We start from the raw sequence: 17,888 nt of genomic DNA on the forward strand, positions 1-17,888 counted from the left end.
ATCAAGACCACCATCAAGATCGGCTACGGCTACCGCAACCTCGACAACCTCATCAGCCTCGTCATGCTCAAATGCGGAGGACTCGACCTACAACTCCCCGGACGCCAATAACCAGCAGGCCGGACCAGTGATCCACACCCACACAAACACCCGAAGAGCCTTATTTATTTCGCAATGATCGTGTGGATCGGCTACACCATCCACAAGCAGCAGAAGTCCAGTGAGGACTTCCTGCTGGCAGGACGTTCGATGCCGGCATGGATCGCCGGACTTGCGTTCTGCGCCGCCAACCTCGGCGCCACCGAAATCTTGGGCATGGCCGCGAACGGCGCCCAGATCGGTATGCCGACCATCCACTACTACCTGATTGGCGCCATCCCAGGCATGGTGTTCCTCGGCATCTTCATGATGCCGTTCTACTACGGCTCCGGCGTCCGCTCGGTCCCTGAGTTCATGCGCAAGCGCTTCGGCAAGGGCGCGCAGCTCATCGTGTCGCTCTGCTTCGCCGTCTCCACGATTCTGCAGGCCGGCATCAACCTGTACGCCATGGCACTGATTCTGCAGGCCATGCTCGGCTGGAGCCAGTGGACCGCCATCATCCTCTCCGCGCTCTTCGTGCTCGCCTACATCACGCTGGGCGGCCTGACCTCCGCCATCTACAACGAGGTCATGCAGTTCTTCGTCATCGTCGCGGCCCTGATCCCCGTCACCATCGTCGGTCTGCACCAGGTCGGCGGCTGGAGCGGCCTGACCGCCAAGCTCGGCTCCATGCAGGACTGGTCCGGCTCCATCCACGCCTGGGCCGGCACCGGCTTCGGCAACGTGACCAACCCGGTCGGCGGCGACTGGTTCTCCATCCTCATGGGCCTCGGCTTCGTGCTCGGCTTCGGCTACTGGACCACCAACTTCACCGAGGTGCAACGCGCATTCGCCGCGAAGAGCATGACCGCCGCCCGTATGACCCCGATCATCGGCGCCATCCCGAAGATGCTCATCTGGCTCATCATCATCATCCCGGGCCTCGTGGCCGCAGCCACCGTCGGCAACCTGTTCGCCGGCGACCACCCGGTGCTCCAGTACAACGAAGCCATTCCGTACCTGTTCAAGATGTATCTGCCGAACGGCGTGCTCGGCGTCGCCATCACCGGCATGATGGCCTCGTTCATGGCCGGCATGGCCGCGAACGTCTCCTCGTTCAACACCGTCGTCGTCTACGATCTGGTGCAGGACTACATCAAGCCCGGTGAGAAGGACTCCTACTACCTCAAGCTGGGACGCTGGATCACCTTCGCCGGCATCGTCATCTCCGTCGGCACCGCATGGATCGCCAGCCAGTTCGGCAACATCATGACGTACCTGCAAACGCTGTTCAGCTTCTTCAACGCCCCGCTGTTCGCCGTGTTCATCCTCGGCCTTGTGTGGAAGCGCGTGAGCAACGTGGCCGGCACGGTCGCCTACGTGGCCGGCATCATCGCCCCGCTCGTCACATACATCCTCTACCTGCGTTCCGTGGCCGAGGGCAACCCGATCTTCGGCTCCGCGACCGCCGAGACCTGGTACGGCGCCATCATCTCCCTGTTCGCCACCTGGATCGTGGCGGCCGTGCTCACGCCGTTCACCAAGTCCAAGACCGACGAGGAGCTTGAGGGCCTCACCTTCGTCACCGGTGGCATGAAGTACTTCAAGGCCGCCAAGAACGAGGAGCTTGAGGACGCCAAGCGCGCCGCCAAGGGCGTCAAGGACACCGCGCTGGTCAGGGTTCCGTGGTTCAAGAAGCCGGCCGTGCTCGGCACCGTCATCTTCATCCTCGGCCTCGTGTTCTACATCCCGTTCTTCTAAACATCGGTTTGGGTTGATTTTCTAAGGAGTTTGCAATGGCAGAAGATACCAAGGCCGGTACTTCCGGCAAGGGCCTGTTGACTCAGGCCGAAAAGGACCAGGCCGTCAAGGCCGCCCGCCGCAACGACCTGCGGCTGCTGATCGGCGTGCTGTTCGTGATCTACGGCGTCATCGTGACCATCGTCGGCATCGTCGACCCGGCCGCCGACGTCGCCAAGACCGGAGGCATCGCCATCAACCTGTGGACCGGTGCCGGCATGCTGATCGTCGGCGTGCTGTTCCTCGTCTGGAACTTCGTCCGTCCGCTCGCCGCCGAGGACATCATCGCCTCCGCCGAGGCGTCCGCGGCCAAGGCGCAGATTCAGCACGAGGGCCGCAAGGACTGACCGGCTGACTGGCTGGCTGGTCGTCTGGCTGGTCGTTTTTGACTGGCTGGTCGTCTGACTGTCTGGCCGTTTGACTGGTCGTTTGACTGGCTGGCTGGCCGTCTGACTGTCTGACTGTCTGTCTGTCTGTCTGACTGACTGACTGACTGACCGGCCGCCTGACTGACCGGCCGCCTGATAGCCGAGTCCGGTGCCTGCGCACCGGTGGTTGCTGATAGACCATACTGATAGACCGTGGGGCCTGTCGAGGTTTTGACTTCGGCAGGTCCCACGGTCGTATGTGTCGTATGTCGTATGTGTCGGAGATATTCGGCTTTTTGCTTCTGTGTGCATGGGGCGTTGTGTCGTTTATCTCCAATCGGCTCCCCTCCCCGGCGGGGGAGGGGAGCCGTTTGCTGAGACGCCCCATCCAATCGGCTCCCCTCTTTGAGGGGAGCTGTCGGCGTAGCCGACTGAGGGGAGTCGAGCCGCCGTGTCGCCGAGTCCAAGTCCGATTCCGATGCCGACTGGCTCCTTGTCTCCTAGTCCGTGAACACGTATTCGCGCAGCCGCCGCATCGCCTCTTCGATGCGCGACTTCGGCAGCGCCAGGTTCATGCGGATGGCGCACGGATGCTGGAACTGCCGGCCGTCCTGCCATCCCACGCCCACGTCCCAGCCGCGCTTCTCCAGGTCGGAGATGCCAAGCCCGTGCCGCTCGCACCATTCGGAGCAGTCGAGGAACAGCATGTACGTGCCCTGCGGCCGCGACACCGATACGCCGTCGAACTCCCGGTCGATCACGTCGACCGCGTAGTCCACGTTGTCGGAAAGTACGCCGAGCAGCGCGTTCAGCCACTGCCGCCCCTCGGGCCCGTATGCGCCGATGAGCGCGTGCATCGACAGTACGTTCATGGCGTTGTAGTGCGTCTTCTCGCTCACGGCCACGAGCCGGTCGCGCAGATAGTCGTCGTATACGATGTGGTAGCTGCCGACGAGTCCGGCCAGCGAGAACGTCTTGCTTGGCGCGTAGAACGCGATGGTCCGCCGCCGGGCGTCGTCGCTCACCGACTGCGTGGGGATGTGGTGATTGCCGCGCAGGATGAGGTCGGACCAGATCTCGTCGGAGATGACCACGCAGTCGTTGGCCGCATACACCTCCATCGCGCGTTCGATCTCCCATCGTTCCCAGACTCGCCCGCATGGATTATGCGGCGAGCAGAACACGGCCACGTGGATGTTGTTCTCCTTGATCTTGCGGTCCATGTCGTCGAAGTCCATGCGCCACACGCCCGCCTCGTCACGTTTGAGCGGACTGTGCACGATGCGGTATCCGTTGCCGCCGATCGACATCGTGAACCCGACGTATGTGGGGGAGTGCAGCAGCACGGCGTCGCCGGGCGTGGCGAACGCCTTCATGGCGCTGACCACGCCGCCGAGCACGCCGTTCTCGTGGCCGATGTGCCGGGGTTCGAGGCCGGTGACGCCGTTGCGCCTGTTCTGCCAGTCGATGATGGCGTCATAGTATTCGTCGGACGGGTTGAAGTATCCGAACAGCGGATGCATCGTGCGCTGTACGATCCGTCGTGTGATGGACGGCGCTGTGGGGAAATTCATGTCGGCGATCCACATGGGGATCTCGTCGAATCCGGGCTTGGGCTTGTCGGGCGCGAAACCGGGCATGGCGCCGATGCCGTCCACGGCGATCGCGTCCTTGCCGTGGCGGTCGATGATCGAAGTGAAATCGTAGGGCATAATAAGTACGGTATCGGGCGGTTTCGCGGTACGCGCCGAACGGAGATATAACGCTGCTTATGGGCTTGTGCCAATATCGAATATCAATGATTGTGGTTGGTTGGCGGGCGGTATCGAGGTGGTGGCCGGATGTCTGCGGCCGGACGATAGACGATATGCCGGACGAAGGCTCAGGATGCCGACGTCGGTGCGGGGGTTTCCTCTGCCGCTTTGCCTTTTATGAGCCTGAACGTCAAACCGCCGAGCAATGGCATGAGGAACACGGTCACGGCGCCGGCCGCCACCAGCGTCGAGGCCGTCGTCTGATGCATCGTGCCGCTTTTGACCGCCAGCGAGGTCACGGCCACGATTAGCGGCAGTGCGGTCGTGCAGTAGAGCGATACGGTCAGCCGGTCCCGGGGCTGCAGCGGGTTCGCCTTGGTGTCGAGCGTCATCGCCACGAACACCGGAACCGCGCGTATGAGCAGCAGCATGCCGATGAACATGGCCAGCAGTGCGGGATTCTCCGCAACGGCCTTCACATCGATCGAAGCACCGGAGACCACGAAGAACACAGGGATCAGAAAACCGTATCCCACGCCTTCGAGCTTGCGTTCCAGGGAGTGGTTGCCGTTCGGTGTAACGAACCGTAGGATGAATCCGGCGGCGAACGCGCCAAGCACCACGTCGAGCTGGAACAGGCGTGAGATGGTGATGAGCAGCACCAGCAGGAACACGGTGATGCGCATCATGGTCTGCGATGCCGTGTTCGCGTTCTCGATGAAGAAGCGGTATATCCAGCTGGCGGCCTTCTCGATGCGCGATGGGATGAGCGCCGCCCCCACGCAGATGAGAATGAACGCGCCGAGTACGAGGAAGGTCTGCCATTTTGCTCTTGTGGAGAGCAGCACCGCCATCGCCAGAACCGGGCAGAGTTCACCCCATGTGCCGTAGGCGACCACCGCATTGCCGACCGGTGTGCCTGTGAGGGCACGCTCCTTGAGAATCGGCATGAGGGTGCCGAGCGCGGTGGTCGATAGCGTGATGATCGCCGCGATGCCGTTGAGGTCGTGCGCGGCGAAGAACGGTACCAACGCTATGACCGCCCATGCGATCGCCAGCGTCGCCACCCATGTGGCCAATCCGATGCGTCCCTGATGCCCGCCCAGCTTCTTCGGGTCGATTTCGTACCCGGCCAGCAGAAACAGGAACGCCAGTCCCAGCTCACTCAGCAGGTCGACGGCGTCGGTCATCCAGATTCTGTTGAGCACGAAGGGGCCGAAGACGGCGCCGAAGGCCAGCAGCAGCACGGTCTGCGGAATCGGTCGGCTGGGAATAAGCTGCGTGATGATGGGGCAGATCACCGCAATCAGCATGATGATGGACAACGAAACCAAGTCATGAGTCACTCTTCCAATCTAGCCGTATGCATCGTTCGATGCGACGCCAAGTTCCGCCATGCGTCTTGCCGGGGTCATACCGTGTGCCGCGTCGGAACCATTCGCTGCGTTCGATTTTGCAAAATCGAGAACGTATGTAATAATCGTGACTCGGAAGTTTTGCGCTTCCACTGCGGATGTAGCTCAATGGTAGAGCCTCAGTCTTCCAAACTGATTACGCGGGTTCGATTCCCGTCATCCGCTCCACGGACGAGAGGTCGGAACCCAGGCGGCAGCAAGGGCTCCGGCCTCTTCTCATTTCATACGGCACGCCGCTGCCGGCTGTGGTGTGGCCAGCTCCCCTCTGCTTCAACCGTAATGCCGATTGGCTCCCCTCTTTGAGGGGAGCTGTCGGCGCAGCCGACTGAGGGGAGTGATACCGTGGCCTCCCATTCCTCTCCCTCCCCTCAGTCCGGCTTTCGCCGGACAGCTCCCCTCCCCGGCGGGGGAGGGGAGCCGGATGTTGGATGGTCTATCTCCAATGGACTCCCTTCCCGGCGGGGAGGTGGTCGAGTTGTTTCAACTGTCATTCCAATCGGCTCCCCTCTGAGAGGGGAGCTGTCGGCGCAGCCGACTGAGGGGAGTGACTCCTCGTGCCCCCATCTCCCCTCAGTCCGCCTTCGGCGGCCAGCTCCCCTCGGGGAGGGGAGCCGATTGGAACGAAGATCGTTGCGCAAAATGGGGTGGCCGGATTCTGCAAAGACCCTCCCGTTTCGCTTTATTCCCCGTGCGGTATAGTCGGGGAGGATATTACGGGATGCCGAGCGGCCGGGCGAAGCGGGGCCGGACTTTGACGGGAGGACCATGACGACCGAGCATCAAGAATCGTCCACGGACGCCGCACAGACGACGGCTCCGGTCCCGGCGGCATCTACGGCAACGTCCGCTCCCACGCGCCCGAAGCGGCAGACCGACCCGAGCGAGTCGCATCCCCGTGTGCCGTCGATGGCCGAGGTGGAGCGCCGCCAGTGGCACAAGGGGCGTTGGGCCGTGTTCATCATCGCACTGATCGTGGCGATCATCGTGCCGTACGGTGCCGGCCGAATGCTGGCCATAAACGACACCCAGGCCGTCGTCGACATCGTGGAGCCGTTCGATCCCAACGGCATGGCGCTGGTCTCGTGGGCCATCACCGTGGGCATGTTCGCGTCGTTGGGCATGGCGGTCATGGAGACGAGGCGTGTGCTGTGGCGCGTGCTGTTCATCATCGGGCTGGCGTTGGAGCAGCTGCTCGCCGGTGTGGGTATGCTGCGGCTGAACTTCTGGTATTCCACATATGTGGTGTACGGCGATTCGGCGTCGCCCATCAATGCGTCGAACCTCGGCATCATCGCCGCCGCGCTCGGACTGGCCGTGTTCGCCGTGCTCTACGTGGGGCTTCTGGTCGTGATCCGCAAGGATTCGCGGCTCAACGTGCTCACGCGCAGCTGGTCGGCGCTCGCGATGTTCTTCATCCTTGAGGTGGTCACGCTCGTGGTGGTGCTGCTCAGCGGACTCTCCACCATTGTGTGACCGCGCCATTGTGCGATTACGCCATCGTGCGGCTGCGGGGGAGTGGCGCGGCAGGCATCAGGGCGTCCGCCCATGCGTCTCTCCACGCCCCCAACACTCCGGTCCCACCGGCGTGTATACTTAAATTTTGGCGTGTTTCGCCCGCGGATAGAGAGCGCTGTGGTCGCTATGGCCATGGCACCGCGCAATGACACTGAATATAAGGAGGAGCTGTGGCTCTTAGCAACGCTGAAAAGCAGGCAATCATTTCCGAGTACGCGACGCACGAGGGCGACACCGGCTCGCCCGAGGTTCAGGTGGCGCTGCTGTCCAAGCGTATCTCCGACCTGACCGAGCATCTCAAGATGCACAACCACGATCACCACTCCCGTCGTGGTATGCAGCTGATGATCGGTGATCGTCGTCGTCTGCTGGACTACCTCAAGCGTAACGACATCGAACGCTACCGTTCCCTGATCGAACGCCTCGGTCTGCGCCGATAATTGAATTCTTCCGCCCGGGCACAACCTGCTCGGGCGCTTTTGCATGTCGGCGAGGATCATGGAATCCATGGCCGGTGAAGGAATCCGGGGAATGAAGCAGAGGACATGCGCGGTCAGGTACGCCGCGTCCGGCCATGAACCCGACATGCGAAAGACGTATGGGCCACGTTCAAGGAACCATGCGCAGGGAGGGCGGAGCACCGTCCTTCCCCCGGCGGCCCCAGCTGGTCGGCCGGGAAAATGAAGAGGCTGAATAGACAGATAACGGAACAACAGAAGGAGGAACCCTTGGAGGGTCCCGAAATCAAGGCCGTTGAGGCCGTAATCGACAATGGTTCATTTGGCAAGCGTACGCTGCGCTTCGAGACGGGTCGTCTCGCCCAGCAGGCGGATGGGGCAGTAGCCGCCTATCTTGATGATGATTCCATGGTGCTGAGCACCACCACCGCCGGCTCCAGCCCGAAGGAGAACTACGATTTCTTCCCGCTGACCGTCGACGTGGAGGAGAAGATGTACGCCGCGGGCAAGATTCCCGGCTCCTTCTTCCGCCGCGAGGGCCGTCCGAGCTCCGAGGCCATCCTGGCCTGCCGCATCATCGACCGCCCGCTCCGCCCGCTCTTCCCGCACACGCTGCGCAATGAGGTGCAGGTCGTCGAGACCATTCTTTCCATCAACCCCGAGGACGCCTATGACGTCATCGCGCTGAACGCCGCCTCCGCCTCCACGCTGATCTCCGGCCTGCCGTTCGAGGGCCCGGTCTCCGGCGTGCGTCTGGCGCTCATCGACGGCCAGTGGGTCGCCTTCCCGCGTTGGAGCGAGCGCGAGCGCGCCGTGTTCGAGATCGTGGTCGCCGGCCGTGTGATCGAGAACGGCGACGTCGCCATCGCCATGATTGAGGCCGGTGCCGGCAAGAACGCGTGGAAGCTCATCTACGAGGACGGCCAGATCAAGCCCGACGAGACCGTCGTGGCCGGTGGTCTTGAGGCCGCCAAGCCGTTCATCAAGGTGATCTGCGAGGCTCAGAACGAGCTCAAGGCCAAGGCCGCCAAGGAGACCCGCGAATTCCAGCTGTTCCCGGAGTACACCGACGACCTGTACAACCGCATCGACGAGATCGCCCACGGCCAGCTTGACGAGGCCCTGTCCATCGCGGAGAAGCTGCCGCGTCAGGACCGTATCGCCGAGATCAAGCAGCAGGTGAAGGACACCCTCGCCGGCGAGTTCACCGACATGGACGACGCCGAGAAGGACAAGGAGATCGGCAACGCGTTCAAGGAGCTGCAGCGCCAGATCGTGCGCCGCCGCATCCTCACGCAGGACTACCGCATCGATGGCCGTGGCCTGCGCGACATCCGCACCCTCTCCGCCGAGGTCGACATCGTGCCGCGCGTGCACGGCTCCGCCCTGTTCCAGCGCGGCGAGACCCAGATCCTGGGCGTCACCACGCTGAACATGCTCAAGATGGAGCAGCAGATCGACGCGCTTTCCGGCCCGAACACCAAGCGCTACATGCACAACTACGAGATGCCGCCGTACTCCACCGGCGAGACCGGCCGCGTCGGCTCCCCGAAGCGCCGCGAGATCGGCCACGGCGCCCTCGCCGAGAAGGCCATCGTGCCGGTGCTGCCCAGCCGCGAGGAGTTCCCCTACGCCATCCGTCAGGTCTCCGAGGCCATCGGCTCCAACGGCTCCACCTCCATGGGTTCCGTGTGCGCATCCACGCTGTCGCTGCTCGCAGCCGGCGTGCCGCTGAAGGCCCCGGTCGCGGGCATCGCCATGGGTCTCGTCTCCGGCGATGTGGACGGCCAGCACGTCTACAAGACCCTCACCGACATCCTGGGCGCCGAGGACGCGTTCGGCGACATGGACTTCAAGGTGGCCGGCACCAGCGAGTTCATCACCGCCCTGCAGCTCGACACCAAGCTCGACGGCATCCCCGCCGACATCCTGGCCGCCGCCCTGCAGCAGGCCCACGAGGCCCGCGCCACCATCCTCGACCTCATCAACGAGTGCATCGACGGCCCGGCCGAGATGAGCGAGTACGCCCCGCGCATCATCACCACCACCGTTCCGGTCGAGAAGATCGGCGAGGTCATCGGCCCGAAGGGCAAGATGATCAACCAGATCCAGGAGGACACCGGCGCCGAGATCGCCATCGAGGACGACGGTACCGTGTTCATCTCCTCCGAAGGCGGCGAGGCCGCCGAGAAGGCCAAGCAGATCATCGACCAGATCGCCAACCCGCATGTGCCGGAGGCCGGTGAGCAGTACAACGGCAAGGTCGTCAAGACCACGTCGTTCGGCGCGTTCGTCAACCTGACCCCTGGCACCGACGGCCTGCTGCACATCTCGCAGATCCGCAACCTCGCCGACGGCGAGCGCATCGACGCCGTCGAGGACGTGCTCAAGGAAGGCGACACCGTCGAGGTGGTCGTGCAGGGCGTGGACGACCGCGGCAAGATCTCGCTGGCCATCCCCGGTTTCGAGGACCAGGAGTCCGGTGCCGGACGCGGTTCCGACCGTGGCGACCGCGGTGGCCGTGGACGCGGCGACCGTGACGACCGTCGTGGCGGACGCGACCGTGACCGTGACGATCGCGGATACCGTGGCCGTGGACGTCGTGACGACCGACGCGACCGCGATGACCGTCGTGACCGTGACGACCGTCGAGGCCGTCGTCGTTACGACGATGACCGTTACGACAACGACCGCTACGATGACGACGATCGTCATTCCGATCGTGATTTCGACCGTGACGACCGTGACTACCGTGATGATCGTCGTGACCGCGATGACCGCGACCGTCGTGGCGGCCGTCGGGGCGGCGGACGTCGTGACCGTGATGATCGTCGTGACCGCGACTACCGCGATGATCGTCGTGGCGGCCGTCGTGACGACCGTAACCCGCGTTACGCCGTCGACGACTCCTACGACGAGTACCGCGCCGACCGCGAGGAGCGTTCCGAGCGTCCGCGCCGTCGCGTGCGCCGCGACTTCGATCCGTTCGAGGACTGATCTCCTCTCACGGATCCGTGCGTGACCTTGGTGGTCGCGCCCTTCGCCTACGGAGAGCCCACTGGGCTCTCCGCTTAACGGCTCGGCATTCGAGGACTGAGTGTTCGGTCTTCCTCGGAGCCCGTGCGTAAGGCTTGAGTAATGGCTTGATGAGGCCGGTCCGCTGAGGGCCGGCCTTTTTTAATATGGGGCAGATATTGTTGTCTGGCCTAGCTGCCATCCCACGCGGCGTTTTCCACCCAACGGGGACGCCATTGGGCGTTTTCCACCCATTTCACTCCCTCTCGTTCCTGTGTCACGTATCGGCGACCAAAAGGAACCGTGCCATCCCTTCCGATTCCCGTTAGTCGTACTCATATGATGAACAGGAACCGTATCGTCGCGCCGACTCCCATTGGTTGCCGTCGGCAAGATAAACAGGAAGCAATCTGACTGTCAGGTTCCCGTCGGTTGTCCTCAGATGGCGAATGGGAACCGCGCCGGTCTCAATCGCCATCTCATCCCTTCATCCCCTGAAATCGGTTCCATTCCCGAGTATGGTGAATATCGGATGTTCTCAAAATGAAATCACCAGACGAAAGGATCCGATATGTTCGCTGCCGGCATCGATGCCGCGGAACGCTACGACTACCGTGACGATGAATTCAGGACCGTCTACGCATGGCTGCGTGACCCGGCGCTCGCATCGTTCGAACCGGGCACGTATCCCATCGAGGGCTCGCACAGCGTGGCCTACGTGCAGGAGTACGATACGCGCGAGGCCGACGAGGGTCGTTTCGAGACCCACGACCATTTCTTCGACGTCCATTACGTCATCGAAGGCCGTGAGCGCGTGTATCTGTGCAAGCGCGACGGACTCGTGCTATACGAGCGCGACGACGACACCGACCTGTCGCTGTACGACAATCCGGCGCTTGACGGCGGGCTGCTGCTGGAGGCCGGTTCCCTCGTCGTGGTGGCGCCCGAGGACGCGCATAAGCCGCGCTGCTCCGCCGAACCCGGCCACCGCGAACACGTGCGCAAGGTCGTCGTCAAAGTCCCCGTGTGACGGCAGGTTCCCCGAAAAATTTGGTCAAACCGGTCACCGTATCCGGAAATTTGGTCGATTCGTTCATAAGGACGTCGAAAACCTCGTCCTCATGAACGAATCGACCAAATTCGTATTTCATGGAGGGGTCCGTCAGGCATCCCCGCGGCACAACTCTTCGATGGTGTCGTACTGTTCGTCGGTGAGCTGAACGGCCGGCTCCCGCACCAGCGTCGATATCGGCAGGCCCTTGGCCTTCACCGCGCCCTTGATGGCGGAGATGAACAGGTCGGCCTGGTCGTAGACGGCCATGAGCCGGCTGATTCGACGGGCCGCCTCGATGGCCGTGGCATAGTCGCCGGTTTCATACGCCCGGTGCATGGCGACGAACGTCTCCGGTTCCACGTTGGTCAATCCGCATAACACCCCATCGCCTCCCGAGACGCGGTTGACCAGATAGTATTCGTCGTATCCGGAGAGTACGGAGAAACCGGGGTCGATGGGTCTGACGGAGGCTATGACCTTGCGCGTATGGCTGATGGTGTCGACCGTATCCTTGATGCCGACGATGTTCGGGTGTCGTTTCCGCAGCCGTGCCACCAGTTCCGGGCTGAGGTCGTTGCCGGTGCGCGCGGGGAAGTTATACAGTACGACGGGAAGGTCGGTCGCATCGCATACCGCGGAGAAATACCGTTCCGCCGCGTCGTCGCTTGGACCGAAGTAGTACGGGCTGACCGCCACCAGCGCGTCGACGCCCGTCCGCTTACAGAACCGTGCGAAATCGACAACGTCGTCGATGTTCGTGTCGCCGATGCCGACGAGCACGTCCATGCGTCCGGCGATATGCTCCACCACGAATTCGACTGCGCGTTTCTTCGTCTCCAATGGGAAGGCGAAGAATTCGCCGATGCTGCCGAAGATCAGCACGCCATCGACACCGGCTTCGACAAGATGGTCGAGGTGCCGTCCCCAAAGGTCGAGGTCGAGGTCTCCATCTTCGTCGGTGATGGTGATGGAGGGGCAGTATATTCCCCTGAATCGAGAAGTGGATTGTGTGGCCATGATGTGCTCCTTAATGACGGCGTGTGGTCCGTCGGTGGGATGGGCCTGCATCGAATCGGTTGCTCCCGTCGACTCCGATAGGGTCGACACGCCGTTGTCATCGTTGAAAACATTGGCATTGACGATTGCGATGAGGTGCGCGCTTGGTGCCTTGCAATCTCCATGATATCGTAATTACACAACTTGTATACAAGATGTATCCAAAAAATGCATCGAATATGCAGGCTGTACGCAAGGCGTGGGGAAACGCTGGCGAGGCCTTCCGAACGAAGTTCTTCGGGGGGGGGGGCTTGTGCCGACGACTTCGCGCATCATCATCACAGTCAGTTTCCGTAGCATGCAACGGCCGTATGCCGTATGCGTGTGACTTCAATGAAGAAGTGAAAGGAGTGCGCATGATCGACAGCGAAGCCGAGATCAGGCGCAACATGCCTGATTACCAGCTTTCCGCCGCCTGTCTTGGATGACCATGCATGCGGATTCGGGGACGAATCCGATCGGATGGTCAATCAAGTCAAGTGTAAGGAAAGAGACAAATGAAAGCAGCAGTAGTCTATGGTCCCAACGATCTGAGGATTGAGGAGCGGCCGATGCCGCAGATAACGGCGGCGGATGACGTCCTCGTGAAGATTCGCGCTGTAGGCGTGTGCGGCTCCGACATCCATATGCTGGCGGGCGAGAACCCGTTCGCGAAATTCCCCAGGGTCATGGGACATGAGATGGTCGGTGAGGTGGTGGAGTTCGGCGAAGGCGTCCACGATCTTGAGCCGGGCGATCACATCGTCATCGAGCCGATCACCTACTCCGGCAAGAGCTACGCGGTGCGCCGCGGTATGCCGAACGTGAGCGAGGACCTCAAGGTCAACGGCGTGCACGTCGATGGCGGACAGCAGGAGTATCTGGTCATCAAGAACATCCAGGCCCACAAGATCCGCAAGGACATTCCGTGGACCACCGCCGTGCTCGCCGAACCGTACACCATTGCCGGTCAGTCGTCCACACGCGGACAGGTCGGCGCCGCCGACCGCGTGTTCATCCATGGCGCGGGACCCATCGGCATCGCGTTGACCCGCATCTGCAAGGTCAAGGGCGCCACGGTCATGGTTTCCGACGTGGTCGATGACAAGCTGGAGTTCGCCAAGGCCAGCGGCGCCGACGTGGTGGTGAACCCCGCGAAGGACGACATCGTGCAGGCCGTCTCCGAATGGACCGACGGTGAGATGGCGAACATCGTCATCGACGCCGCCTGCCTGCCGCAGACGTTCCAGAAGAGCTTCGATCTGGTGTCGGTGGCCGGCACCATCGTCGTGCTCGGCATGAACGAGACCCCGGTGCCCATCGCGCAGAAGCCGTTCATGGCGAAGCAGCTCACCGTGGTGGGTTCCCGTCTGCAGGCGTTCCAGTTCGATCCCATCATCCGGCTTCTCGAACAGGGTGTCATCGGCGACGACGGGTTGGTTACCCACGTGATCCCGTTCGAGAAGGTGCAGGAGGGCATCAATCTGATGCACGAGCATCCCGAGCAGGTCAAGAAGCTGGTCCTTACGTTCGAGGACTAGTCCCAATACGATCTGGCTCCGACGTTGATGCCATATCGGCGAGGCGTTCCGGGCCGGGCCGGGGAATCCACGATGGTTCCCGTTTTCTTCATGTTCCACATGAAACATCCCCGTTCCGATTCCGGACGCCTTCGAATCGGTCCGATTCGTGTCGGAACGGGTCTTATCCCCAATGATGCAGAGAAAAGGAACAACTATGAGCAATAGTCAGGACGTGCAAGCCAAGAGGTCTTGGCTGCCCAAGGCGCACCCGGTCTCCTGGGGCATGCTGGCAATCGGTACCAGCTCCATGCTGCTGATTTCCATCGACCGGCAGATTCTTCCCACCGTGCTTCCCGCCATCATGGAGGAGTTCGGCATGAACTCCACGCAGGGCGGTTTCATCAGCTCGCTGAACTTCATCGGCACCCTTCTCGGCGCCGCGATCATCGGCGTCGTCGCCGACAGCATCGGCCGAGGATACAAGCGCACGTGGGCATGGTGGGGCAGCTGCTTCCTCGCCATCATCTCCGGTCTGGCCACGTTCTTCACCAAGGGCGTGTTCAACCTCCAGCTGTGGCGAGTGGTCATGGGTCTCGGCACCGGCGCGATGGAGCCCGCGAACGTCGCATTGGTCAGTGACTTCTGGCAGAAGGAGAACCGAGGATTCGCGCTCGGCGTGAACCACACCGGTATGCCGCTCGGACAGTTCATCGGTCCGGCGCTGCTATCCGTCGTACTGCTCTACGGCGGATGGAGGGACGCCTTCCTGTGGATCCCCGCCATCGGTCTCCTGCTGATCCTCGCGCAGTGGCTCGTCGGTAGCAAGAAGAACGAGATGAAGGTCCGCGGTTGGATCGACGAACACGACATGACCCAGCCGTATTCCAAGGCCGACGTGGAGAACAAGCTCGGCGTCAAGCAGTCGTTCATGAACGCCGTGAACTCACTGAAGAACCGCAACATCCGTCTCGCCATCACCATGGACTTCCTGTTCCTGTGGACGGAGATGGGCGTCGCGACCTTCCTCACCCTGTACCTGATGGACCATCTCGGCATCGGTCTGGCACAGGCCGCGCTGATCTCCGGCGCCTCCGGCATCACCGGCTGGTTCGGACTGATCCTGTGGGGCACCGTCTCCGACCACATCGGCCGTCGTCCTGCCCTTGGCATCGTCACCGTGGGCTTCGCCGCCACCGTGTTCTGCCTCACCTTCATCAACAGCGTTCCGACCGCCTGGGCCATGCTCATCATCTGGGGCCTGTTCCGCAACGCGCCGTTCGCCGTCATCAACTCGCTGACCGTCGACTCCGCCCCGAAGGAGGCGGCCTCCTCGCTCGGCTTCCTCGTCGGCATCGGATACGGCCTCTCCGGCACCTTGGTCTCCCCGGTCATCGGCTGGGTCATCGACCAGTGGGGCTACTCCACCAGCTACGTCATCCTCGCCATCTCCTGCCTGCTGGTGTTCATCCCGCTGCTCATGGCCAAGGAGACCGCCGGACGCAAGCTCAAGGAGCGCCAGGCCCAGGACTGAATCCATACAAGACCGAATCCACGCAACACAACGACGATAGACAATCATCAACCATCAATTAACCACTCGAAAGGCAATAATCATGACCGAAGTACAGACCCTGGTGGAATGCCATAACCGACTCGGCGAAGGACCTTCCTACGACGACGTCAACGACCTGCTCTACTGGGTGAACATCTTCGAAAAGGAGATCTTCCGCTACGACTTCGCCACCGGCGAAGTGGAGAAGCGCACCCTGCCCAAATACGTCGGATACATCGTGCCGACCGAGAAGAAGGGCGTCGTGCTCGTCGGCCTTCAGGACGGCGCCTACCTGTACGACTACAGCGACGCCACGCTGACCTTCGTCGGCGGCCCCGTCGGCCACGATCCGCTGACCTACCGCTTCAACGACGGCAAGTGCGATGCGAAGGGCCGTATCTGGGCGGGAACGGCCTCATGGTTCGAGGAACGGTTCGACGCATCCTTCTACCGGGTGGAGAACGGCCGGTTCACGCCGATGCTCTCCGGCGTGAACGTCTCCAACGGACTCGGCTGGAGCCCCGACAACAAGCATCTCTTCTACATCGACTCCGGCAAGTACGCGGTCTACAAGTTCGACTTCGATCTTGATTCCGGCGAGATCTCCAACAAGCGCGTCCTCATCGACTTCAAGGACCAGCACGCCAATCCGGACGGCATGACCGTCGACGCCGACGGCAATCTGTGGATCGCCAACTGGGGCGGCTTCAAGGTCTCCCAATGGGATGGCGAGACCGGTGAGAAGATGCGCGAGATCATGTTCCCCGCCAAACGCGTGACATGCCCCGTGTTCGCCGGCAAGGACTACTCCAAGATGATCGTGACCACGGCGTCGCACGGCCTCTCCGATGAGGAGATCGCAGAAGGCCCGGGCGCCGGCAATGTGTTCATTGTCGACGCGGGCGTCAAGGGGTTCAAGACCAACTTCTACGCACTGTAGCCAGCTCGCGTAGTGTTCCCGGTCGGCCGGGTTTCCCTTCCGCCCGCCCGACCGTGATGCCGATGCCCGAAGGATGAGATGGCAGTCTCGCCATGAAGGCGTCGGCATCATTGTTCCTTGCCAAAGCTCCTGTCGTTCGGATGCCACGGCAACAATCGATGGGAAAGGAGCGTGCATAACCTATAGTGCAACTATGAGCCAGAGCAAAAGGGACGCGGTATATGAGTTCATCCGGGAACGGATCGTTATGGGACGGTATCGTCCCGGCGATCTGTTGGACGAGCAGACGCTCGCCGACGAGAACGGAGTGAGCCGCACCCCGGTGCGGGAGGCGTTGCGTCGTCTCGTGGAGGAGGGACTGGTGCAGGTGTTGCCTCGGCGGGGAGTGTTGGTCAGTCAGATTTCCCTGAAAACCATCAACGACATGATGGAGGCCAGATATCTGATCGAGCCGTTTCTGCTGCGCAAGGGATTCCGACAGCTGGATTCCGGACGATTGGCCGAGTTCCGTGCTCAGGAGAAGACGAAACTCATGGCCGGGGATACGCGTGTGGAACGGTCCGTCGAGGATTCCGACACCTCGTTGCACCTGTATCTCACCGGTGCCGGGAGCAATGATTATCTGGCCGACACCATGCGCCGCCTCATGACGCAGAACCAGCGTATGCGCGCCATTACCTCGTCTCTGAACGGTGATCGGGTGCTGGAATCACGTCATGAACACGTGGCGATACTCGACAAGGTCATCGACGGCGATCTTGATGGCGCCATCGACGAGTTGCAGGATCATCTGCGGCGTTCCCGTGCGAGCTATGACCGTCTCGGGGACTTCAATCACGAATATTTCAGTTTGTAAGGCGGACCATAAACGCCAAGAACACGCGTTGCGGTTCCGCGGAATTCTATATGGCGAAGGAGCCACAATGAGTCGTTTTACTGGTGTGAAGGTGTTTGATTTTCGTTTTCCGACGTCGTCGACGTTGTCGGGTTCGGATGCGATGAATCCGGATCCGGATTATTCGTCGGCGTATGTGGAGGTGCGTACGGATGCGGATGACGGTATCAGGGGTGTGGGTTTCGTGTTCACGATCGGCCGTGGCAACGACGTGGTGTGCAGGGCGATCGAGTCGATGGGCGGTCGTCTGGCGGGCATGGAGGTCGAGCCGCTGCTGGACGACATGAAGCGGGCGTGGGATCTGTTCGTGCATGATTCGCAGCTGCGTTGGCTTGGTCCGGAGAAGGGTGTGGAGCATATGGCGATCGGTGCCGTGCTGTCGGCCTTGTGGGACATCAAGGCCAAGCGGGCGGGAAAGCCGTTGTGGCGTCTGCTGGCGGAGATGGAGCCGGAGGAGCTGGTCTCGACGTTGGACTTCCGATACAT

General features: G+C 61.9%; 14 protein-coding genes and 1 tRNA gene. 12 read left to right on the forward strand and 3 right to left on the reverse strand.

What is annotated here, in order from left to right:
• Nucleotides 1-174 precede the first annotated feature (174 nt).
• Entirely contained in the window at nucleotides 175-1,839 is a 1,665-nt protein-coding gene (locus DF200_RS09215; protein WP_109137982.1) for a sodium:solute symporter family protein, read from the forward strand.
• Nucleotides 1,840-1,874: 35 nt separating this feature from the next.
• Nucleotides 1,875-2,225: a hypothetical protein gene (locus DF200_RS09220; RefSeq protein ID WP_109137983.1), complete on the forward strand. Its 351-nt coding sequence runs from the start codon at nucleotides 1,875-1,877 to the stop codon at nucleotides 2,223-2,225.
• Nucleotides 2,226-2,746: 521 nt separating this feature from the next.
• On the opposite strand, the gene DF200_RS09225 is transcribed toward DF200_RS09220, so the two are convergent.
• A complete protein-coding gene (locus DF200_RS09225) occupies nucleotides 2,747-3,958 on the reverse strand; it encodes a MalY/PatB family protein (RefSeq protein ID WP_109137984.1) in 1,212 nt (403 codons plus the stop codon).
• Between the two features lie 170 nt (nucleotides 3,959-4,128).
• On the reverse strand, nucleotides 4,129-5,346 hold the full coding sequence (locus DF200_RS09230) for a cation:proton antiporter (protein WP_109137985.1): 1,218 nt from the start codon (nucleotides 5,344-5,346) through the stop codon (nucleotides 4,129-4,131).
• Nucleotides 5,347-5,509: 163 nt separating this feature from the next.
• On the opposite strand from DF200_RS09230, the gene DF200_RS09235 reads away from it, so the two are divergent.
• The 5 genes from DF200_RS09235 to DF200_RS09255 all read left to right on the forward strand — a co-directional run bounded on the left by DF200_RS09235 (nucleotide 5,510) and on the right by DF200_RS09255 (nucleotide 11,433).
• Nucleotides 5,510-5,583: transfer RNA gene (locus tag DF200_RS09235), tRNA-Gly, on the forward strand.
• Between the two features lie 597 nt (nucleotides 5,584-6,180).
• Nucleotides 6,181-6,888 (forward strand): hypothetical protein, encoded by a 708-nt coding sequence (locus DF200_RS09240; RefSeq protein WP_109137986.1) that lies wholly within the window; start codon nucleotides 6,181-6,183, stop codon nucleotides 6,886-6,888.
• A gap of 212 nt (nucleotides 6,889-7,100) precedes the next feature.
• A complete protein-coding gene (rpsO, locus tag DF200_RS09245; protein WP_109137987.1) occupies nucleotides 7,101-7,370 on the forward strand; it encodes a 30S ribosomal protein S15 in 270 nt (89 codons plus the stop codon).
• A gap of 288 nt (nucleotides 7,371-7,658) precedes the next feature.
• Complete coding sequence (locus DF200_RS09250; protein WP_109137988.1) at nucleotides 7,659-10,385, forward strand: polyribonucleotide nucleotidyltransferase; 2,727 nt, start codon at nucleotides 7,659-7,661, stop codon at nucleotides 10,383-10,385.
• A gap of 589 nt (nucleotides 10,386-10,974) precedes the next feature.
• Nucleotides 10,975-11,433 (forward strand): NanQ anomerase/TabA/YiaL family protein, encoded by a 459-nt coding sequence (locus DF200_RS09255; protein WP_109137989.1) that lies wholly within the window; start codon nucleotides 10,975-10,977, stop codon nucleotides 11,431-11,433.
• 132 nt (nucleotides 11,434-11,565) lie between these two features.
• On the opposite strand, the gene DF200_RS09260 is transcribed toward DF200_RS09255, so the two are convergent.
• On the reverse strand, nucleotides 11,566-12,474 hold the full coding sequence (locus tag DF200_RS09260) for a dihydrodipicolinate synthase family protein (RefSeq protein WP_109137990.1): 909 nt from the start codon (nucleotides 12,472-12,474) through the stop codon (nucleotides 11,566-11,568).
• 536 nt (nucleotides 12,475-13,010) lie between these two features.
• On the opposite strand from DF200_RS09260, the gene DF200_RS09265 reads away from it, so the two are divergent.
• The 5 genes from DF200_RS09265 to DF200_RS09285 form a co-directional block, all read left to right on the forward strand.
• Complete coding sequence (locus tag DF200_RS09265) at nucleotides 13,011-14,033, forward strand: zinc-binding alcohol dehydrogenase family protein (protein ID WP_109137991.1); 1,023 nt, start codon at nucleotides 13,011-13,013, stop codon at nucleotides 14,031-14,033.
• Between the two features lie 196 nt (nucleotides 14,034-14,229).
• Nucleotides 14,230-15,546 carry an MFS transporter gene (locus DF200_RS09270; protein ID WP_206603436.1) on the forward strand — a complete coding sequence of 439 codons (1,317 nt, stop codon included), beginning with the start codon at nucleotides 14,230-14,232 and terminating at the stop codon, nucleotides 15,544-15,546.
• 82 nt (nucleotides 15,547-15,628) lie between these two features.
• Entirely contained in the window at nucleotides 15,629-16,507 is an 879-nt protein-coding gene (locus tag DF200_RS09275; protein ID WP_109137992.1) for an SMP-30/gluconolactonase/LRE family protein, read from the forward strand.
• A 193-nt stretch (nucleotides 16,508-16,700) separates the two neighbouring features.
• A complete protein-coding gene (locus DF200_RS09280) occupies nucleotides 16,701-17,363 on the forward strand; it encodes a GntR family transcriptional regulator (protein ID WP_158275837.1) in 663 nt (220 codons plus the stop codon).
• A gap of 67 nt (nucleotides 17,364-17,430) precedes the next feature.
• Nucleotides 17,431-17,888: enolase-like domain-containing protein (locus DF200_RS09285; protein ID WP_500676578.1), on the forward strand; the 458-nt coding region annotated here is incomplete at its 3' end.

The sequence above is a fragment of the Bifidobacterium catulorum genome, from assembly GCF_003129925.1.
Lineage (GTDB): Bacteria > Actinomycetota > Actinomycetes > Actinomycetales > Bifidobacteriaceae > Galliscardovia > Galliscardovia catulorum.